14 protein-coding genes are annotated in these 16,871 nt (G+C 61.2%); 11 read left to right on the top strand and 3 right to left on the bottom strand.

The window, feature by feature from the left end; all coding sequences use genetic code 11:
- Positions 1-31: 31 nt before the first annotated feature.
- Together P9236_RS15230 and P9236_RS15225 are read left to right on the top strand one after the other, a co-directional pair.
- Positions 32-481 carry a cyclic nucleotide-binding domain-containing protein gene (locus P9236_RS15230; RefSeq protein WP_278075450.1) on the top strand — a complete coding sequence of 150 codons (450 nt, stop codon included), beginning with the start codon at positions 32-34 and terminating at the stop codon, positions 479-481.
- A 76-nt stretch (positions 482-557) separates the two neighbouring features.
- On the top strand, positions 558-1,412 hold the full coding sequence (locus P9236_RS15225; RefSeq protein WP_278075449.1) for an MBL fold metallo-hydrolase: 855 nt from the start codon (positions 558-560) through the stop codon (positions 1,410-1,412).
- 1 nt (position 1,413) lies between these two features.
- Here P9236_RS15225 and P9236_RS15220 read toward each other — a convergent pair whose 3' ends face one another.
- Positions 1,414-2,178 carry a polysaccharide deacetylase family protein gene (locus P9236_RS15220; RefSeq protein ID WP_278075448.1) on the bottom strand — a complete coding sequence of 255 codons (765 nt, stop codon included), beginning with the start codon at positions 2,176-2,178 and terminating at the stop codon, positions 1,414-1,416.
- A complete protein-coding gene (locus tag P9236_RS15215) occupies positions 2,175-3,263 on the bottom strand; it encodes a glycosyltransferase family 4 protein (RefSeq protein ID WP_278075447.1) in 1,089 nt (362 codons plus the stop codon). The genes P9236_RS15220 and P9236_RS15215 overlap by 4 nt, the downstream gene beginning before the upstream one ends.
- A gap of 92 nt (positions 3,264-3,355) precedes the next feature.
- On the opposite strand from P9236_RS15215, the gene P9236_RS15210 reads away from it, so the two are divergent.
- From P9236_RS15210 to P9236_RS15175, 8 genes are all read left to right on the top strand, one after another.
- Positions 3,356-4,516: a DUF3095 domain-containing protein gene (locus P9236_RS15210; RefSeq protein WP_278075590.1), complete on the top strand. Its 1,161-nt coding sequence runs from the start codon at positions 3,356-3,358 to the stop codon at positions 4,514-4,516.
- 113 nt (positions 4,517-4,629) lie between these two features.
- Positions 4,630-5,973 (top strand): nucleotide sugar dehydrogenase, encoded by a 1,344-nt coding sequence (locus P9236_RS15205; protein WP_278075446.1) that lies wholly within the window; start codon positions 4,630-4,632, stop codon positions 5,971-5,973.
- Positions 5,974-6,231: 258 nt separating this feature from the next.
- Positions 6,232-7,572 carry an adenylate/guanylate cyclase domain-containing protein gene (locus P9236_RS15200; RefSeq protein WP_278075445.1) on the top strand — a complete coding sequence of 447 codons (1,341 nt, stop codon included), beginning with the start codon at positions 6,232-6,234 and terminating at the stop codon, positions 7,570-7,572.
- 167 nt (positions 7,573-7,739) lie between these two features.
- Positions 7,740-9,635, top strand: a complete 1,896-nt coding sequence (locus P9236_RS15195) for an ABC transporter ATP-binding protein (RefSeq protein ID WP_278075444.1) — start codon at positions 7,740-7,742, stop codon at positions 9,633-9,635.
- The gene (locus P9236_RS15190) at positions 9,632-11,530 is read left to right on the top strand and encodes an ABC transporter substrate-binding protein (RefSeq protein ID WP_278075443.1); all 1,899 of its coding nucleotides are present in this window, start codon (positions 9,632-9,634) and stop codon (positions 11,528-11,530) included. Before P9236_RS15195 ends, P9236_RS15190 begins: the two co-directional genes overlap by 4 nt.
- Before the next feature lie 2 nt (positions 11,531-11,532).
- A complete protein-coding gene (locus P9236_RS15185; RefSeq protein WP_278075442.1) occupies positions 11,533-12,531 on the top strand; it encodes an ABC transporter permease in 999 nt (332 codons plus the stop codon).
- Positions 12,528-13,709: an ABC transporter permease gene (locus P9236_RS15180; RefSeq protein ID WP_278075441.1), complete on the top strand. Its 1,182-nt coding sequence runs from the start codon at positions 12,528-12,530 to the stop codon at positions 13,707-13,709. Before P9236_RS15185 ends, P9236_RS15180 begins: the two co-directional genes overlap by 4 nt.
- A gap of 208 nt (positions 13,710-13,917) precedes the next feature.
- Positions 13,918-14,397, top strand: coding sequence for a class I SAM-dependent methyltransferase (locus P9236_RS15175; protein ID WP_278075440.1), 480 nt, complete (start codon positions 13,918-13,920; stop codon positions 14,395-14,397).
- Positions 14,398-14,418: 21 nt separating this feature from the next.
- Here the strand turns inward: P9236_RS15175 and P9236_RS15170 are convergent, their stop codons facing one another.
- On the bottom strand, positions 14,419-15,834 hold the full coding sequence (locus P9236_RS15170; RefSeq protein WP_278075439.1) for an adenylate/guanylate cyclase domain-containing protein: 1,416 nt from the start codon (positions 15,832-15,834) through the stop codon (positions 14,419-14,421).
- Here P9236_RS15170 and P9236_RS15165 point away from each other — a divergent pair.
- On the top strand, positions 15,792-16,856 hold the full coding sequence (locus P9236_RS15165; protein WP_278075438.1) for a hypothetical protein: 1,065 nt from the start codon (positions 15,792-15,794) through the stop codon (positions 16,854-16,856). The genes P9236_RS15170 and P9236_RS15165 overlap by 43 nt on opposite strands.
- Positions 16,857-16,871 lie beyond the last annotated feature (15 nt).

Here is a 16,871-nt window from a genome sequence, read left to right as displayed (position 1 = left end):
GCAGATGTGAATTTTGGGAAGGTTTGCGACGATGCTGCTCAAGGATGAGGTTGGAACGCTGCAACGCGTTCCCTTGTTCTCTGGCATAGAGCCGACAAAGCTCAAGCTGCTCGCGTTCACGTCCGATCGCGTGAGCTACAGCGCCGGCCAGATTCTTTTCCGGCAGGGCGACGAGGGAGACGCAGCCTATGTCATCCTTTCAGGCAGGGCGGATATTCTGGTCGAATCCGATAGCGGACCGATAAAAGTTGCCGAACTGGTGCCGAATTCAATCGTTGGCGAGATCGCCATATTGTGCAACAGCAGTCGCACCGCCACCGTCAGAGCAGCAAGTCCGCTGGAAGCTTTGAGAATCCGCAAAGATCATTTCCTGAGGCTTATGAATGAGTTCCCGGAAATGACCATCGAGATATTGCGGGTTCTTGCCGATCGCCTAAGCCATACGACCGCGGATCTGATCGACGCACGGAGCGCCAAGTAACGAGCGACGCGCGCTTAATCCTCGCCGTCGTGATGGCTTCCGGCTAGCATGGGTGACTGGACCGCGAAGGAGCAGCATGGAGGACGTCGTTTTCCTGGTCAGGTTTTGGGGGGTGCGCGGCAGCATTTCGGTATCGGGGCCAGAATTCTCCCGCTATGGCGGCAACACGATCTGCATTGAGATGCGATGCGGCGAGCACACGCTTCTGTTCGACGCGGGCTCTGGCTTGCGACCTGCCGGCGGGGCGCTTCGGGCGTCGGGCGTGACCGATTTCGACCTGTTTTTCACCCATTGCCATTACGATCACATCATCGGGCTGCCGGCCTTCAAGCCGATCTACGACCGGAGCGTCAAAGTCAGGCTCTGGTCCGGCCATCTTGCGGGGCGCATGACGACCCGGCAGATGGTCGATGAGTTCATGCGCCCGCCGTGGTTTCCGGTGACGCTCGATATCTGCAAGGCAAGCATCGACTGCCGCGATTTCATATCCGGAGACGTGCTTCGGCCGCGCGAAGGGGTGGTGGTCCGAACCGGCAGTCTTAACCATCCGGGCGGTTGCATAGGCTACCGGGTCGAATGGGGCGGCCGCGTCGTGGCGGTGATCACCGACACCGAGCACGAGCCGGACAAACTCGATCAGGCGGTGCTCGGCCTGATCGAAGACGCAGACCTCGTCATCTACGATTGTGCGTATACCGAGGAGGAAATGGAACGCCGCCGTGGCACCGGGCACTCGACATGGCAGCAGGGCGTCAAGCTCTGCGAAGCGGCCGCTGCGCGGGCGCTTGCGCTGTTTCACCACGATCCGGCACGCACCGACGAGGAGCTGGACGAGATCGAGAAACTGGCCAAGGACAGGTTTGCCGGAGCTTTTGCCGCGCGGGATGGCCAGACGCTCGAATTTCCAGTCTCATTGCACAAAAAGCGCTGAGCTATTTTCCATCATCGGCGCTGCGCGCGATCAACGTCCTGATCGGCAGCCATGCGCAGGCCTCGGTCTGTGCGGTGACTGTGAACAGCCGTTCGAGGAAAAGCCAGGCCGATTCGTCATGGACGAGATGGTGGGTGAGCAGGCCGACCGGCTCGCCGCCGTCGAACCCACGCTGCAATTGTGCGACGATAGCCTGAACCAACAGACCATGATCGCGGCAACCGCGCGTGCCATGCCAGTCCATGATGTCGACATTGCTGTTGATGACCGCCAGCGAAGCCGGCTTTGGCGGCCCATAGACCGACAATGCTGCAAATCCTATCGATCCAAGGTCGGATACCAAGCCGGGGTCGATCCTGTTCCAGGGTGGCACCAGCATTGGGACGGCACGTGCGCCATGCAGGTCGGTTACGTGCGAAAGCCCGCGAGACAGATCGTCGAGCACCACCTCGCGCGGCCGATGCGGGCCGAGCTCCTGCTTTTTCTGGTCCTCCGGCGCATGATTTCGGTGCGCCCAGCCGTGGATGGCGACCGTGACATGCGGCACCTCGTCAAGCCGGGCGACAAGCTTCTCATCGGTCAGGGCCGGAATGACGGCCAGAGTGACCGGAACCGCGAATTCGCCGGTGAGGTCGAGCAGCCGATCAAGCGCAGGCGTCGGACCCACGGTGTCGTCGTCGCGCAGCCAGAATTCAGCCTTACGCTTCTGCCGTTGCCAGCGCGCCAGTTCTTCCACCAAGGGCTCCCAGATCCGATCGGATGTCATGAAACCGGGATCTTCCCAAGCAGTTCGGCCAGACGCACCGCTCCGGCACCGAGGGAACGTTCCTCGAGAATGAAACGTCTGGCTTCTGCGGCCATGATGGTTCTTTCCTCGTTACGAGACAGCAGCCTTTCAATGGCGCAGGCGAACGCCGCCACATCGCCCGGCGGGGTGAGAAACCCGGCCTGGCCATCCCGCACGACCTCCGGCACGCCGGCGACGTCCTGAGCCACCACCGGAAGGCCGGCGGCCTGTGCTTCAAGATAGGCAACGCCATAGGCCTCGCCGAAACCCGGCCAGACGTAAATTCCTCCACTATAGAGGACGTCGGGCACGGCTGCTGGCTCGATCGCGCCAAGCCATTCGATACGATCGGCGGGCAAGCCAGCGAACTGCGCTTTGACCTCTTCGCGGGCAGGCCCGTCGCCGACGACCGAGATGGTCCAGGGCAAGTGGCCGATCGAACCGAGCGCTTGCGCCAGCATGCGGTAGCTGTCCGCTTTGTCGCCCGGGCGCATCATGGCGACAGTAACGAGGCGCGTCGGACAACCCCGTGCCGGCGTTTCCCTGAATAACGACGTGTCGATGAAGGGCGGCAGCATGCCGAGAGCGGCGCCGGGTATCGCATCTGCCAGTCCCTGACGATCCCTTTGCGTGAAGCAGATGTTCAGCGCCGCTTGTTCGACGGCCCGTGCCACCAACGCTTGCGTGTCGGCCCACAAACCGGCGTTGCGCCGGCTCGAATAGGAGGCTTCCGCCGTCAAATAGGGAACGCCAAAGGCCGACGCCAGCTCGGGCCCGATCAGGTCGGGCGCCTTGTAGTAGGGATGGTAGGTAAACCAGAGATCAGGCCTGCCGTCATGGTCCCAAAGCCTTGCCAGCCGCGCGGCTTCCTCCTTGGCCTCGATCTTGAGCGCATCGAAACTTTTCGCCGCCGGTTCGCGTAGATAGGAGCGCAGTTCGGATGCCAGTTCGACGCTATGCCCTCCATGCTCCAGCGCCTTGACCAGCATCCGTGCCATCTGGCGGTCGCCGGAGGCAATGGGATCGTTGGGTGACTTCAGCGGCGCGTAGAAGGCAATTCGCATCGCCGGACCCTATCATCGCAAAGCCGGCGCAAGTCAATTTCGAAGCATGATCGTCGTCACCTTCAAGCAGTGGAATGTGCTATCTGATGCTCATGGAAACAGCTGCCGCGCCCGATCCGTTCGTCGCTTCCCTGCCGGTGTTCGCAAAGTTCGAAAGCGTTGCCGATATCGACAACTATCGACCTCTCCCCGATGGCTGGGCGCTGGCCACCGCCGACATCGTCGGCTCGACCAAGGCGATCGAGGCTGGGCGCTATAAGACCGTGAATATGGCTGGCGCCAGCGTCATTTCGGCGCTGCTCAATGCGCTGGGTCGGCAAGATTTTCCCTTTGTCTTCGGCGGCGACGGCGCGCTCGTGGCGTTTCCCGGCTCGGCGCTCGAAATCACCCGCGACGCGCTTGCCGCTGTCCAGAGATGGGTGGCGGACGAGCTGGACCTGACCTTGCGTGCCGCAATCGTCCCGATAAAGGATATAAGAGCGCAAGGTCTCGACGTTCGCGTGGCGAGGTTCCAAGCCTCCGAAGCGGTCTTCTATGCCATGTTCGCCGGCGGTGGCGGCAGTTGGGCTGAGGCCGAGATGAAAGCGGGGCGCTACCGCATCGATCCGGCGCCGGCCGGCGCGCGACCGGATCTGACCGGCCTGTCCTGCCGCTGGAACCCTATCGAGGCCCGACATGGCGAAATCGTCTCGATCATCGCGATACCGGGCACATCGCGCGACTTGCGCGGTTTTCAGCTGCTGGTTTCCGACATCATCGCCCTTGCCGGCAGGCAGGAGCGCGATGGCCACCCGGTGCCGGTGAACGGGCCGGACTACAGTTTGATACCCGCCGGTCTCGATATCGAGGCGCGGGCCACGGCGCCGGCAGGACGGCGGTGGCTGGCGAAGCTGTGGGTGATGTTTCTGATGACGCTTACGGCTGTCACCGATCGATTTGGCTGGACGATCGGCAGTTTCGATCCGAAGGTCTACAAACGCGACGTGGCCAGCAATTCGGATTTCCGGAAGTTCGACGACGGCTTGAAGATGACCATCGACGTCGACGCGGACGTGTTGCAACGGATCGAGAACCGGCTGAAAGAGGCGGAAGAGGCGGGCATCTGCAGCTATGGCCTGCACCGCCAGAAATCGGCCTTGATGACATGCCTGGTCGCTTCGCCGCTGCAGCGCGATCACCTTCATTTCATCGATGGCGCGGCCGGCGGCTATGCGATGGCTGCCGCAAGCCTGAAGGCGAAGGTGCCGGTTTGATGACGGCTTGCGGAAACCGACCTTCCGCAATATGCCTCGGCCATGGTCTTGGGACCAAGTGAGCTTCGGCATGCGGGCGGACAGCCTGTCCGAATTGACGGGAAAACAGATTTTTGGACGCCTCAGGATCGATATATGACCATCTTCTGAACCGGATTTCGACGCGCGCCGCGCAGGTCGGCGTGATCGGAATGGGTTATGTCGGGCTGCCGCTGGCGGTTGCGATCGCACGCGCCGGCTTCCCGGTTTCCGGCTTCGACATCGAATCCCACAAGGTCGAGAGCCTGAATAACGGCCAATCCTACATCGAGGCGGTGACGCCGACATCCCTTGCCGGCCAGGTGGCGAGCGGACGGTTCCGCGCCACCGCGGATTTTGCCGAACTGGCCGTCTGCGACGTCATCATCATCTGCGTTCCGACACCGCTTACAAAACACCGTGAGCCGGATCTCTCCTTTGTCAGGAACACGGCGGACACCATCGCGAGGCATTTGCGTCTCGGCCAGCTCATCGTGCTGGAATCGACCACCTATCCCGGCACCACCGACGACGTGATCAGGCCCATACTGGAAGAAACGGGCTTGCGGTCGAAGAGAGACTTCTTCCTCGGTTTCTCGCCCGAACGCGAGGATCCCGGCAACCGAAGCTTTGAGGTCGCGACGATCCCCAAGGTCGTGGCAGGCGACGGCATTGAAGCGGCGACGCTCGCGCAGGCTTTCTACCAGGGCGTGGTCAAGACCGTCATTCCGGTTTCCACCATGGCGACCGCCGAGGCGGTCAAGCTGACGGAAAACATCTTCCGCTCGGTCAACATCGCCCTCGTCAACGAGCTGAAGGTCGTGCTCGGCGCGATGGGCATCGATATCTGGGAAGTGATCGAGGCGGCAAAGACCAAGCCCTTCGGCTACATGCCTTTCTATCCTGGCCCCGGACTTGGCGGGCACTGCGTTCCGATCGATCCCTTCTACCTGACATGGAAGGCGCGCGAATTCGAACTGCCGACCCGCTTCATCGAGCTGGCGGCGGAGATCAACACGGCCATGCCGCGTCGTGTGGTCGATGAACTGGCGAAGGCGCTGGACCGGCGCTGCGGTAAGGCGCTCAGCCGCTCGCGCATTCTCATCATCGGGCTCGCCTATAAGAAGAATGTGCCCGATATCCGCGAAAGCCCCTCATTGCGGCTCATTGAACTCATCGAGGAATGGGGCGGCAAGGCGGAATTCCACGATCCACACGTCACCGAGATCCCGACCACGCGGGAGCATATGGCGATCAAGGGGCGCCGCTCGGTAGAATTGACCGAGGCGGCCTTGAAGCATTTCGATGCTGTCGTCATTGCAACCGACCACGACGCGATCGACTATCAGACGATCGCCGATCATGCCCCTCTCATCGTCGACACACGCAATGTTTTCGGCCGCCTCGGGTTGGCCAGAGAGACGGTGGTGAAGGCCTGACGACCTCTGCGCCGGCGAATTTTACCAGATGCGGGGATCGTGATTGCACTCCGCCGGCAGCCTCGCCACATATTGCAGCAGAACATAGACGCAGTGACGCCAACTCCCGCAAGGACAATCATCAAGGGAATTCTTCACCGCTTTTGCCACCGAAGCCGGCGCTGTTGACTTCCGGGCTCTTATCTTTGGGTCGTTGGCGGACTGTGTTATGGCGGATCAGAGGACAATGGCTCCGTCTTCGACGGATTTCGAGGCAGCATGAGCACAGCGCAAGCAGAGATTTCCCCCATCCTCGTGGATAAGGTCGCCGATTGGCTGACCCAGTCGGCGCTGGCGGGCAACGACTTGGAAACATTGGTCAAAGGCTTTTGCGAGCGGCTGGCCGCTGCTGGCCTGCCGCTGAAGCGGGTGCATTTGAGCTTTTCGATGCTTCATCCACTTTATGACGCGCTCAGCTTTACGTGGCTTCGCGGCCGAGGCTTGCAAGTGGAAGGCTTCCGCAAGCAGGGCGGCGTGCCGTCGGACAGATTCCTGACCAGCCCATACTACCATCTGCTCAGCCATAAGCTCGAGCATCTGCGGCGCCGGCTCGACCCGTCGGTGCAGCCGGAGTTTCCTGTTTTCGATGAACTCAGGCTGATGGGCGTCACCGATTACTTGGCCTTCGTCCAGACCTTCGGCGGCAACACCAGTCAGGGCATGATGGGGTCTTGGTCCACCGACAGTGCCGCAGGGTTCAGCGACAGCATGATTTCGGCACTGCTGCGCATCCAGAGCCATCTCGCCATCGCAACAAAGATGGCGGTGCTCACCAAGCTCGCCGACAACATGATGACCACCTATCTCGGCGGCGACGCCGGCAGGCGCGTGCTTGACGGTCAGATCAAGCGCGGCGAGGGCGATACGATCCGGGCCGCACTGGTCATGGCCGATATGCGTGGGTCGTCAAGGCTTGCCGAGACCTCGGGCCGCGAAATCTACATCGATACGCTGAACCAGTTTTTCGATGCCGTAGCTGCGCCTTTCAACCGCACAGGCGGGCAGATCATGAGTTTCATAGGCGATGGCTTCATCGCCGTCTATCCTTGCGAAAGACACCGCTCGCAATCCGAGGTCGCATGCCAGGCTGCTCTTGCGGCCGCGCACAAGGCCACCGCGCGCATGATGGATCTCAACCTGCGCAGAAAGGAGCAAGGGTTGGGCGACATACACTTTGGCATCGGCCTACATGTCGGCAATGTGATGTTCGGCAATGTCGGGCTTGCCGATCGACTTACATTCTCTGTCTTCGGCGCAGCTGTGAATGAGGTCCAGCGCCTCCAGATTCTGACCAAGAAATATCCGCACAGCGTCCTCGCCAGCGAACACTTCGCCAACTACTGCGGCACCGACAACTGGTTGACGCTCGGCAAGGAGCAACTGCCGGGCATCAAGCAGAAGCTGACGGTGCTTGCACCCGATCTGTCGGGTGCGCTTGCGCTTGATGACGACGGCGCGCTGGAGCCGACTTATGACCGAAGGTCGGACGCCGAGCAGGTCATGCTGCTTCATCGCGATGCCGCGCGGATGTCGGCAGGTGACCCGAGCAAGATCCAGTAACCGCCACGATCTGATCCGAACGTCTTTGCTACGCGGTCCTGTCACCGGTTTCGCCCGGGAACTGGCGATCGTATCGAATCCACGTTGCTCTGGGCTGGCAATGCGCTAGTCTCGCTGACTGGGCCTGCCGCCGCCCGGCAGGCCGCCAGAGTGGGGCTGGTGTGACAATGAGTTCGGGTGTTGATCTGCTGCGGATCGAAGACGTCGGCATCTCTTTTGCCATTATCGGGGGACCGCTGCATGCTGTCAGGCGCGCAAATCTTCGCGTCCTGCCCGGCAAGGTTACCGCGCTTGTAGGCGAATCGGGTTCCGGAAAATCGGTTCTCAGCCAGGCAGTGATGGGCATTTTGCCGAACATAGCCCATACTCGCGGCCGTATCCTGTTTTCCGACCCTGAAAAGCCCGGCACGACGCAAGATATCCTGCAAATGCCGCGTGACGGACCTGAAATCCGGGCGTTGAGAGGCAGCCGCATCGGCAAGATCTTTCAGGAGCCGATGACATCGCTGTCGCCGCTGCACACGATCGGCAACCAGGTCAGCGAGTCCCTGCAGATTCATACGCCCATGGCTCGGGCGGAGCGCAGAGCGCGGACTGAGGAAATGCTCGGTCTTGTCGGCTTCCCCAATCCCAAGCGCGCCTATGACATGTATCCCTTTGAGCTTTCGGGAGGATTGCGTCAGCGCGCCATGATTGCCATGGCGCTTATCTGCCGGCCCGCCCTGTTGATCGCCGACGAGCCGACGACGGCCTTGGACGTCACCATCCAGGCGCAAATCCTCCTATTGCTGCGCGGGCTTCAGGCCAAGCTGAACATGGCGATGCTGCTGATCACGCACGATCTCGGCGTGGTCGCCAATGTCGCCGACGAGGTGGTGGTGATGTACCATGGCGAGATCATGGAAGCGGGACCTGTCGAGGCGATATTCCGCCGGCCAGGTCACCCTTACCTGAAGGGTCTGATGGCAGCCGTTCCGCATTTCGACCTGAAGCCTGGCGAAAGGCTCAAGGCGCTCCGCGAGGTGCCGGTGAATGTCGGGAAACTGCTCGGCAAGCAGACGGCGCCGTCATCGAAGGGGCCGGACGACATCCTGCTGTCGGTCAGGGATCTGAAAAAGACCTTCACCATCCGCAAGTCCGGATGGTTCGGCGGGGATCATCAAACCACTGTTCGCGCCGTGGACGGCGTGAGCTTCGATATCAGGCGGGGTGAGTGCCTGGGTCTGGTCGGCGAAAGCGGCTCCGGCAAAACCACCGTCAGCAAGATCCTCATGCGAGCTGTCACCCCCAGCGGCGGCTCCGTGATCTTCAACGGCCGCGATGGACCGATCGACGTCTTGGCAGGCGAGGGAGAGGTCCTGCGCACGCTGCGGGCGAAAATCCAGATGGTCTTCCAGGATCCGGTTTCATCGCTTTCACCTCGCATGACGGTAGAGAACATCTTGAGCGAGCCGCTGGAAATCCATCAACGTGGCAATGCCGCGTCGCGGCTCGCCACGGTCAAGAGCCTGATGCAGGCGATCGGGCTCGATCCGCGCTTCATCAAGCGTTATCCGCACAGTTTCTCCGGCGGGCAACGTCAGCGTATTGGCATCGCCCGCGCGTTGGCGCTGGGGCCTGAACTGCTGATCTGCGACGAACCGGTTTCGGCGCTTGATGTCTCTGTCCAGGCGCAGATCCTGAACCTTCTGAAGGACCTGCAGAAGGAACTGGGCCTGACCTACCTGTTCATATCCCACAACCTGGCGGTGGTGGACTACATGGCGGACCGCATTGCGGTGATGTGCGGCGGGCGTATCGTCGAGCTTGCGCCGCGCGAAATTCTGCTTAGGAAACCGATCCACCCCTACACACGCTCACTGGTCGCCGCCGTACCTTTCCCAGATCTCGACCGGCCGATGGATTTCAAGACCCTGAAGCTCGGCGGCGCTTCCGACACCAGCGCATGGGGACCGCAATTCCGCGACGACGGCGAAGAGGATATGCTGTCGCCGCTCGACCTGGGCGGGGGCCACCTCGTGCTGGCCCGACGTTCGGCCGATGTTAGCGAGTTGCGCCATTGATCAGCCGGCGCACCGTCCTTGGGGTCATGGCTTCGGCGTTTCTGCCGAGCCCATTGCGCGCCGGCGATCTGGAGCCGGACTTTCTTAAACCGCAGCTGAAGGCCAGGGCGCTGCCGGCACTCGCCGAACGCTTGCCCAAGAGCCCGCGCGTGTTGAACCTCGCTGCGATGGGCCGGCAGCCCGGCCAGTATGGCGGTACGCTGCGCACGATCATAGGCAGTCAGAAAGATATCCGGATGATGACGATCTACGGGTATGCTCGCCTGGTCGGCTATGACGAAAAGCTCAACATGCAGCCCGACATTCTCGAAAGTTTCGACGTGGCGGATGATCGCGTCTTCACTTTCAAGATACGCGAAGGACACAAATGGTCTGACGGCAGCCTGCTGACGCCGGAGGATTTTCGCTATTGCTGGGAAGATGTCTGGCTGAACGATGAGCTTTCGCAAGGCGGGCTCGCTCCGGCCCTGCTGGCGGACGGCAAGCCGCCACGCTTCGAGATCGTCGATCCATTGACGGTCCGCTACAGTTGGGATGCGCCCAATCCCGACTTCCTGCCCAAGCTCGCTGCCGCTTCGCCGCTACCGCTTGTTCTGCCGGCCGCCTATCTCAAGCAGTTCCACAAGAAATACCAGGATCCGTTCCGGCTCGCCGGCCTGATGAAGGAGAATCGGGCCAAGAAATGGACGCTCCTGCATATCCGCATGTCGCGGCAGTATCGCCCGGAGAACCCGGATCTGCCGACGCTCGATCCCTGGCAGAACCGGACCAAGCCGCCGGCCGAGCAGTTCGTCTTCGACCGGAACCCGTTCTTTCATCGAATAGACGAGAATGGCCGGCAACTGCCTTACATCGACCGGGTTGTCCTGAATGTCAGCTCGTCGGCGATCATTTCCGCCAAGACCGGGGCAGGCGAGAGCGACCTGCAATGCATGGGAATTGATTTCTCCGATTACGCCTTCCTGAAGGACGCTGAGAAGCGCTATCCGGTAAAGATGCATCTCTGGAAACGCACGCAGGGTTCGCGGCTGGCGCTACTGCCCAATCTTAATTGTGCCGACCAGGTTTGGCGTGGCCTTCTCCGTGACGTGCGCGTGCGCCGCGCACTTTCGCTCGCTGTCGACAGGCGCGAGATCAATTTGGCCGTGTTCTACGGATTGGCGCAGGAAAGTGCCGATACGGTCCTGCCGGAGAGCCCGCTCTACCGGCCGGAATTTGCGAAAGCCTGGGTCGCACATGATCCCGACCAGGCCAATGCCCTGCTCGACGAGGTCGGGCTTCAGACGCGCGACGATGACGGTCTACGCATACTTCCCGATAGACGCCCGGCGCAGATCATAGTGGAAACGGCCGGCGAAAGCACGCTGGAGACTGACGCGCTCGAACTCATCACCGATCACTGGCGCCAGATCGGCATCGCTCTGTTCATCAGGACTTCGCAGCGCGACGTCTTCCGCAGCCGCGCGCTTGGCGGCCAGATCATGATGTCGATGTGGTCGGGCATCGACAACGGCGTGCCGACCGCCGACATGAATCCCTACCAGTTGGCCCCCACCATCGACGACCAGCTGCAATGGCCGCTCTGGGGTGCCCACTACTTGTCACATGGCACGCTCGGCGAGGCGCCAGACCTTCCGGCTGTGGCCGAGTTGATGGCCTTGCTCAAGCGCTGGAACGCATCGACCGAAGCCGCGGAGCGCGCCGAAATCTGGAACTCAATGCTGTCGATCTATACCGATCAGGTGTTTTCGATCGGCACTGTGAACGGAACGCATCAACCGATCCTAGCGTCCTCGCGGCTGCGCAATCTGCCTGACAAGGCGCTCTACGGCTACGACCCGACTGCCTATTTCGGTGTCTATATGCCGGACACATTCTGGCTTGGAGAGTCCTGAGCGTGCTTCGATATATTGTCTGGCGCATCGCCGTGATGGTTCCAACGCTGCTGATCATATCGGCGCTGGTGTTCACGATCATCGAGCTTCCCCCGGGCGACTATTTCGACAGCTATGTCAGCGAGCTTCGGGCTCAGGGCGAGGCGGTGGATTCCGATCGCATCCAGATGATGCGAAAGGAATATGGTTTCGACAAGCCGCCGGTCATTCGCTACTTCTACTGGGTCGGCGGGATGCTGCACGGCGATTTCGGCTATTCTTTCGAATATGAGCTGCCGGTTCGCGACGTCATCGGCGACCGAATGTGGCTGACGGTGCTGGTTTCCTTCGTCACGATCATCGTCACCTGGCTCATCGCCTTTCCGATCGGCATGTACTCCGCCACGCACCAATACAGCTGGGGCGACTACGGCCTGACCTTCCTCGGCCTTCTCGGCCTTGCCATTCCGAATTTCATGCTGGCGCTGATCCTGATGTATTTCGCCAACATCTGGTTCGGCACGTCCATCGGCCATCTCATGGATCAGCAATATCTCGGCGAGCCGATGAGCTGGGCCAAGGCGAAGTCGATCCTCGCCCATCTCTGGATCCCGGTCTTGATCATCGGCACCGGGGGCACTGCAAGCATGATCCGGCGGCTGCGCGCCAATCTGCTCGATGAGCTGCACAAGCAATATGTCGTGACCGCGCGCGCCAAGGGCCTTCATCCCTTCAAGGCGCTGGTCAAATATCCGCTGCGCATGGCGCTCAATTTCTTCATCTCCGACATCGGCTCTATCCTACCGGCCATCATCTCCGGCGCCGAAATCACGGCGATCGTGCTGTCGTTGGAAACGACCGGGCCGATGCTGATCAGGGCGCTGCAGAGCCAGGACATGTATCTGGCAGGGTCGTTCCTCATGTTCCTCGCCTTCCTGACGGTCATCGGTGTCCTGATTTCCGACCTGGCCCTGGCGCTGCTTGATCCACGAATTCGCTTGCAGGGCGGCAGCACCAAATGAACACGCAATCGCCGCTGCCCGCTCCAGGTGCCCCACTGCAACACTACGTATCCATCGCGCCCTTTGACCTGCAGTCGGTCGAGGCGATGACGGCGGAGCAGTCGAAGGTCTTTCAGGCATCGCAGTTGCGGCTGATGTGGTGGAAATTCCGACGGCACCGGCTTGCCCTCATATCCGGCATTTTCCTGGTAGCGCTTTATCTCGGGATACTGATCTGCGAGTTCCTGGCGCCCTACAATCTGCACACGCGCAACATGGACTACATCTATTCGCCGCCGCAGCAGGTGCACCTGTTCCACAACGGCCAGTTCGTCGGGCCGTTCGTGTACGGCCGCCAGATGACGCTGGACATGGACACGCTCAAACGGAATTACATCGAGAACCGGGATGATGTTCAGCAGATACGTTTCTTCTGCAAGGGCGACAGCTACCTGTTCTGGGGCCTGATCGAAGGCGACAGGCATCTTGTCTGCCCTGCCGAAAACGGCCAGCTCTTCCTAGCCGGCACCGACAGGCTGGGGCGCGATGTGCTCTCGCGCATCATCTACGGCGCACGCATTTCATTGACCATCGGCCTTGTCGGCATCGGTTTCAGTTTCCTGCTCGGCATCGTTATCGGGGGGCTGGCCGGCTATCACGGCGGTATCTTCGACCTGATCGTTCAACGGATAATCGAAGTTCTGCAATCGATCCCCAGCATTCCGCTGTGGCTGGCTCTGGCGGCGATCATGCCGATAACCTGGAGTCCGATCCTAATCTATTTCGGCATCACCGTCATCCTCGGGCTGCTCCACTGGACCGGACTGGCGCGGGCCGTGCGCTCAAAACTTCTAGCATTGCGCGAGGAGGATTACGTTCTGGCCGCGCAATTGATGGGCGCCAGCAGCGGCCGCATTATCCGGCGGCACCTCATTCCGGGCTTCATGTCGCATCTGATCGCGACGGCGACGATCTCCATACCCGGCATGATCCTGGGCGAGACGGCGCTGAGCTTCCTGGGGCTCGGCCTGCGGGCACCGATAACCAGCTGGGGCATCCTGCTCACCGAGGCGCGCAGCGTCAGCGTGATCGCGTTCTATCCATGGCTGCTTTTGCCGATCCTCCCCGTCATTCTCGTCATCCTGGCGTTCAACTTCCTCGGCGACGGCTTGCGGGATGCCGCGGACCCCTACAAGTGACATCGCAGTTGCGCGGCGGCGGCGCCTATTCCACCCGGTATGATCCTTGTCGGCAGCCTGTGCGGTTGTTGCAGCGTTCATCGTTCGCCTCTATATGCGGCGAGACGTGATCAGGGTTTAACATGTCGCCCCAGGGTTTCATCCGTGAACCGTTCCGGTCGCGGGCATAGCCGATCTCTTGGGCTGGGTTCAGGACACACAAACGCATATGACTCGCCTCGAGAATTTCATCAGCAGGATGACCGCACAGCGCGACATTCTCGATCACGTCTGCGTCGAGGTGGCTAAGATGGAGGGGCTTGTGCTCGAACTCGGCCTCGGCAATGGCCGGACGTTCCACCACCTGCGCGAGCGCCTCCCCGGACGCCGGATCGTGGCGTTCGACCGCGAAGTTGGCGCACACGCCAGCTCAATTCCCGAAGCTGAAAACCTCGTGCTCGGTGAAATACGCGAGACGGCCAGGAGGTTCATTGGCATCGACGCCGCTCTTGTCCATGCCGACATCGGCACCGGCTACGACGATCGCGATGCAGTGACTGCCACCTGGCTTCCCGATCTGATTGCGGGCCTGCTTCGCGTCGGCGGCTTCGCGGTGAGCGGCACGCCGCTTGATCACCCGCAGCTGCAACGCCTGCCGGCGCCGACTTCGGAGCCTGCCTATCGTTATTTTCTCTGTAGGCGCGTCTGAGGACCGAGACGACCAAAGTCTTCAGGGGATCGTATATACTGCGATCTCTCGCTCAATGCCGCGCAGCGAGACCTCGTGGGGCTCCGGCTTCAGCGATTTCCTGCGCAGCAGATCGGCGGTGAGATTGTCGTCGACCACCGCGCGAGTGGCGAAGATCGCCTGTGCATTGGCAAGGTTCTGGACTCGCGAAGCGATGTTGACCGTCTGGCCGAAATAGTCCTGCCGCTCGTTCATGGACACGGCGATGCAGGGGCCGGCATGAACTCCGATCTTGAGCAACAGGTCCTCGCGCCCGCTCTCGTTGTTGAGCGCACGCATTGCCTCGCGCATCCTGAGGGCCGCAGCAATCGCCCGATCAGGCGTCGCGAACGTCGCCATCACCGCATCGCCGATCGTCTTCACCACCGCGCCGGCCTCCGCCGCGACGATCTCGTGCAGAACCTGGAAATGCTCGCGCACGAGATCGAAGGCCGAAAGGTCGCCCACCCGCTCGTAGAGCGCGGTCGATCCGCGCAGGTCCGTGAAAAGGAAGGTCAGGCTGGTGATCTTCAGGCGCTGGTTGATGTCGACCGTATCCGTGCGATAGAGATCGCGAAACGTCTGGTTGGTGAGCAGGCGCTTGGCGGTCAGGAAGGGTCGGCGTTTGCGCAGCAAATCATGCAGGCCCTGGCCGGCGATGAAGACCGTCGGCAGCACGCGAGTGTCTGTTCTGTTTTCCAGCGAAATGCGCAACGGGCCGGGTTGCATCTCCAGCGTCTGGCTCTGGACGTGGTCGCGGTCGAAGACCAAGGAGAGGCCTCGGCGCTCCTTTGTCGGTTCGCCCTTCACGTCGATGAACTGCACTGAATGGGTGACCGGCTCGAAGACGATGATGAATTCGGACGGAAGCTGTACGGGCAGAACCGCCTTTTCACCGGGCGCAAGCTCGATGTCCTCCAGCGAGATCTCTTCCATCCTTTTCGCGAAGTCTTCATCCGGCAAATCGACGCCGGACGCCCAGTAGATCTGGCGGAAATACTCCATCAATGGTAGCTCGTGCGGATTGTGGGCGGCAATCCTGCGTATGCGGGGACTGACGGTGAACGTCACCTCGACCATCTCGTCGAGGGTCGGTGAATAACCCTCGGCGCACAGCGTGCAGGTGTATTCGTCCTTCTGCACTGTTTTCAGCGTGGCGTTGGTGTCGAGCACGCCGCCACAGCCGGGGCACAGAACATTCCACGAAATGTCGAAGATGCCGACCCGCGCTGCATGGAGAAAGGCGCCTATGGTGCGCTCCTCGTCGAGGCCATGCTTGCTGGCGAAGGCCGGCGCATTGATGCGGCAAAGTTCGCTGTCTCCGCCTTCCGCGATGGTTCGCTGGATCGCGTCGATTGCCAGTGGATCGACATCTGGTGATTGCCGCAGAAGCGAGAACAGATCCTGAGCTTCGTTCATCGTGCAGGCTCCGAAAATGCGCCCAAGCCATGTTGACCGGACCGCTCCTTGGTTCGGCCACTGCATTTTACTTCGAAACGGACCGTGCGGCCATTCGAATAGACAAACCTGATGATCATTCAAGTTCCATTCGACCGATTTTCACCGGCCGCAAGCGGCACTATGATGTCCGCGGGCATTCACCTTGGGGACTCTCTCCCATGCCGACCTCCGACAATCCGCCATTTCCCACGGCCCTGCGCCTATTTTCGGTGGCGGTCATCATCGTCCTGATCGTGGGCGCGGGCCTGTTTTTCGCGCCTGTGCTGGTCAAGGCGAGGTGGCCTTGGGCCGTCACCCCGTTCAATGCCCGCTTCCTCGGCGGCTTCTACACCGCCGAAATGGTCGTGATGGCGGCGCTGCTGTTCTGGAACCGCTGGTCGCCCGGCAGGCTCGTGCTGGTCATGGCCTTCATCTTCACCGTCATCGTGTCGGCGGCTTCGTTCATCAATCTCGGCTATTTCAACTTCGAGCGCAAAGCGCCGTGGCTGTGGTTTTTGGTCTATCTCGCCTCGGTCGCGGTATCAGGGCTGTTCCTGTGGCAGGCCTGGGATCGTCCTTCCGCAAAGGGCGTCACCTTAAACCCGGCATGGCGCGGCTACATGCCGGTGGAATTGGCGGTCCTCGGATTCTATGGCCTCGGCCTGTTGCTGTTTCCCCTGAAATTCAGCAGCTTCTGGCCATGGCCGGTCGACGCCTTCCACGCGCAGGTCTACAGCGCCATCTTCCTCGCCGGCGCGGGGGGCATATATCTCGTATGGAGAAGCGCGCCGCGCGAGGAACTGCTGGTGCTCGGCTTGGCGCAGTTTTTGGTTGGCCTGCTTGCCATCCTTGGCCTCTTCATCACCGACGCTGCGGTGCACCGGATCGACAGGACGGCGATCGGAACGTTATGCTGGCTCGCCCTTTTCGGCTGGATATGCATCAGCGGCGTCTTCAAGCTATACGCCGCCTCCCGATATTTCGGCCGGCAACCGGCATAGCAAGTTGCAGAGACG

Source organism: Mesorhizobium sp. WSM4884, from assembly GCF_029625675.1.
Classification (GTDB): domain Bacteria; phylum Pseudomonadota; class Alphaproteobacteria; order Rhizobiales; family Rhizobiaceae; genus Mesorhizobium.
This window is presented reverse-complemented; position numbering and strand designations above follow the sequence as displayed.